This window comes from Microbacterium sp., assembly GCF_047972865.1.
Classification (GTDB): Bacteria; Actinomycetota; Actinomycetes; order Actinomycetales; family Microbacteriaceae; genus Microbacterium.
Genome location: NZ_JBKEAY010000033.1, coordinates 1 through 3,572, shown reverse-complemented (window position 1 = coordinate 3,572; position 3,572 = coordinate 1). Strand labels below are relative to the sequence as shown.

Annotated in this window: 3 protein-coding genes; 1 reads left to right on the top strand and 2 read right to left on the bottom strand. The window is 68.3% G+C overall.

The annotated features are described in order from the left end of the window. Both ACK5KK_RS01775 and ACK5KK_RS01770 read right to left on the bottom strand, forming a co-directional pair. A partial coding sequence (locus ACK5KK_RS01775) for an alpha-hydroxy-acid oxidizing protein (RefSeq protein ID WP_416888375.1) occupies positions 1-459 on the bottom strand: 459 nt, incomplete at its 3' end. A 57-nt stretch (positions 460-516) separates the two neighbouring features. Continuing rightward, positions 517-1,335 (bottom strand): mycofactocin-coupled SDR family oxidoreductase, encoded by an 819-nt coding sequence (locus ACK5KK_RS01770; protein WP_416888374.1) that lies wholly within the window; start codon positions 1,333-1,335, stop codon positions 517-519. Positions 1,336-2,066: 731 nt separating this feature from the next. Here ACK5KK_RS01770 and ACK5KK_RS01765 point away from each other — a divergent pair. Further along, positions 2,067-3,347: an MFS transporter gene (locus ACK5KK_RS01765; protein WP_416888373.1), complete on the top strand. Its 1,281-nt coding sequence runs from the start codon at positions 2,067-2,069 to the stop codon at positions 3,345-3,347. Positions 3,348-3,572: the final 225 nt, after the last annotated feature.

Below are 3,572 nucleotides of genomic sequence, written 5' to 3'. Positions count from 1 at the left end.
CCGCGCCCGCTCCATTCGCTGCAGCAACTGGTCCCGTGTTCCCGTCCAGTACATCTGGAAGAAGGTGTTCTCGTTGGCGGCGGCGACCTCTTCGATCGATTGCGACGCGAACGACGACAGGCCCATGATGGTGCCGCGGCTCGCGGCCGCCTTCGCGACGGCGACCTCGCCTTCGGGGCGGATCGCCTGCACTCCCGTGGGGGAGATCATCACCGGCAACGACACCGGAACGCCCATGATCGTCGTGGAAAGGTCGCGTTCGGGGCGATGATCGGCGACCTTCGGAGCCCACTCGAGCTCGCCGAATGCCCCGGTGTTGTCGGCGGGGGTCACCCCCGCCTCCGACCCCGCCACGAGCGCCGCGTACACGGACGGAGGCAGGAACGCCTTGGTGCGCCGTTGGGCTTCGAGGACGGTTTCGAACCAGGGGTTCTTGGCCCACGGCCAGAGCGTGCTCACAGTGACCTCACTTCCTTCCGCGGCATCGTCACCGCTGGTGCGCAGAGCACCCGGGAATCAAAAATACTGCGCGCCCTGGTCGACGCTGATGTGCTCCGACGTGATGAGGCGGGCATCGTCGGAGGCGAGGAACGCGACGGTGTTGGCGATGTCCTCGGCTTCGGCGGCGTAGATCGGCAGGAAAGGCGTGCCCATGCCGCCCAGCGGCGGGTTGGTGGCGGCGGCCTCTTCCAGTGCCTGCTGCATGTTCCCCGACCCCATCGGCGTCATCACACCACCGGGGTGCACACTGTTGACGCGGATGTTGTGCTTGCCCAGTTCCGCGGCGAACGCTCGCGTCATGCCGGTGACAGCGTGCTTGCTGGTCGTGTAATGGATCATGAAGGGCTGCACCTTCTTACCGGCGTACGAGCTGGTGAGGATGATCGAGCCGCCCCGCTCGCCGGCGATGATGTGGTGCGCACCGGCCATGACGGTGTTCCAGGTGCCGGTCACATTCGTGTCCATGATGGCCTTGAAGTGCTCCGGCTTGATCGAATCCCACGTCTGCGGAATGCAGATGCCCGCGTTGCCGACGATGACGTCGAGTCGGCCGAGCTCGGCGACACCGGCATCCACCGCCGTGGCCAGCGCGTCCATGTCGCGGATGTCGGTGATGCTCGCAACGATGCGCCGGTCCAGGTCCTGTACCAGACGTACCGTCTCGTCGAGGTCGGCAGGAGTCGGCGAGTCGTACGGCACGAATTCGAGGGGGCCGGCGATGTCGACGGCGATGATGTCCGCACCCTCTTGCGCGAGTTTGACGGCCTCGGCGCGGCCCTGACCGCGCGCTGCGCCGGTGACGAGTGCGACCTTGCCCTCGAGTTTCCCTGACATCGTTGTCCTCCAGATACTGATCGGGTGCGAGTACCCCGTCATGCTAGTGGCACTCGGTGTCAAAACGGAAGGGTGTCGGACGCGGCGAAGGATATCGTGCCAGCTGACGCAGGTCGCTGTCGCCAGATGAACGCACGTCGGTCCGCGTGCGTATCGTTCCCTCGCGCACGGCCCAGACCCGCGCTCTGAGGCGCGGTCGTTCGCGGGCTGTGTCGTATCACCGACATGGCAAAGGTAGGCCACCACGGGCGCGGTCCGGGCACAGTATTCTTCCGATGGGGACAGCAACGAACGGTGGCGGAACGCGACTGGGCTGGCTACGCGGGAGCGAAGCTCCGCACCCGTCGCGGATTGACGTGGCGGGTGCGGAGGCCGGGCGCCGAGAGGTGCTGTTCGGCGGCGGGATCGAGGCCGCGACCGAGTAGTTCGACGTCGGGATCGCCACACGCACCTCGCGCCGGTGTTCGCCGGCAGCTTCTTCGATGCCGGCGGATCGGTCCACGGCGTTGCGGGCGATGTTTCAGGGCCGCGCAGTGTCGTTGTTCATGCGGCCGCCAGGCAGTATCGCGATCGGCCAGAGTCTGGCGGGATGCGCGTCAAAAGATGGGGCGCCGCGTGGAGCCGATCCGGGATAGCGTTGGTCCCGGGTCGAGGTTTCGCGTGGCGAAAGGAGAGCCCATGTCCTGCGGTACCGCACCATCGCACCCCCGGCGAATTGATGGAGTGGGACCGTGATCGCCGAGCGGTCGCCGCGTCGTGCGATGATCGCAGGCGGGGTCGGCAACGCGATCGAGTGGTTCGACTTCGGTGTGTACGCGTACCTCGCTCCCGTGATCGCCGACATCTTCTTCGACCCGCTGGACCGGGCAACCGGGCTGCTCGCGACCTTCGGCATCTTCGCGGCATCCTTCTTCATGCGTCCACTGGGCGGTATCGCTGCGGGACACTTCGGCGACCGGTTGGGGCGCAAGCCGGTGCTGGTGGCGACCGTGCTGCTCATGTCGGTCGCCACCTTCGGCATCGGGGTGTTGCCGACGTTCGCGACCGTCGGTGTGCTCGCGCCGCTGATGCTGCTGGTGCTGCGGATGCTGCAGGGGCTGGCGGCCGGGGGAGAGGTGGTCGGTGCGGCCTCTTTCGTCGTCGAGCACGCGCCCCGCTCGCACCGCGGCCGGTATGGCGGGGTCGGGGGCGTGGGCGTGCTGGCAGGTTTCGTGGTGGCCTCGGCCGTGGTCACCGCGTTGACCACTGTTCTCGGCGACGACGCGATGGCGGCGTGGGGCTGGCGGGTGCCGTTTCTCCTGGCCGCGCCGCTCGGGATCGTCGCGTGGACCATGCGCACGCGTCTGATTGAGACGCCTGTGTTCCGTGCGCTCGCCGAACGCGCCGAGATCGTGCGCGCACCGCTGCGTGAAGCAGTTCGCACCAATGGCCGCGCAATCCTCGTGTTCGCGGGAATCGAGGTGGGCAGCGTGGTCGCCCACGGCATGCTGCTGACCTACATCCCCACCTTCCTGCGGTCGGTGGGCGGGTTGGATTCGCGGGCCGCGTTGCTCAGCAACACGGTCGCCGTGGTCGCCTTCACCGTGCTGTTCCCGCTGTCGGGCGCGGTGTCGGACCGCTGGGGCCGCGGCCGGATGATCCGGTGGGGTCTGGCCCTGGGCGCCGTGTTGGCACTGCCCGTGTTCGGGCTGCTGGCCTCGGGGAGCTTCCTCGGCGCCCTGGCCGGCCAGATGCTGCTGCTGGTTCCGCTGTTCTTCCTGGCGGCACCCCTGTACGTCGCCCTCGCGGAGTACTTCCCCGCGCACATCCGTTACAGCTCCGGCGGCATCAGCTACAACCTCGCGCAGGCCCTGTTCGGCGGGACGACCGGGTTCGTCTCGGTGTGGCTGGTCCACACCACCGGCTCCCCGTGGGCACCGGCCGGGTACCTCGCGGTCACCGCCGCCGTATCGTTCGGTTTCGCCGTCGCGGCGTACCGCCCCGCCGACCCCGCCGGGCCGCGCGACACGTGAGGGCGTGGTGCTTGCGGCGGAGGTCGGCGTGGTTCGCGGTGCCCTTGTCGCGCTCGTGCTGACGGTAGCCGGATCGTCCAGCGTGGCAGGTCTGTGACACACCGTCGCGGGGCGCCTCACCCGCCCGCGCCGGTTTCGTCGCTAGAGTCCACGGAACGGACGAGGCGGGGGCTTCCACATGGGGAACATGGAGCTTGTGGTGTTCGCGCTGTCTGGCGTGCAGAG

Bases quoted from the DNA above. Each gene is read 5' to 3' on its own strand.
- ACK5KK_RS01770 (WP_416888374.1), bottom strand. From the start codon at position 1,335: ATGTCAGGGAAACTCGAGGGCAAGGTCGCACTCGTCACCGGCGCAGCG.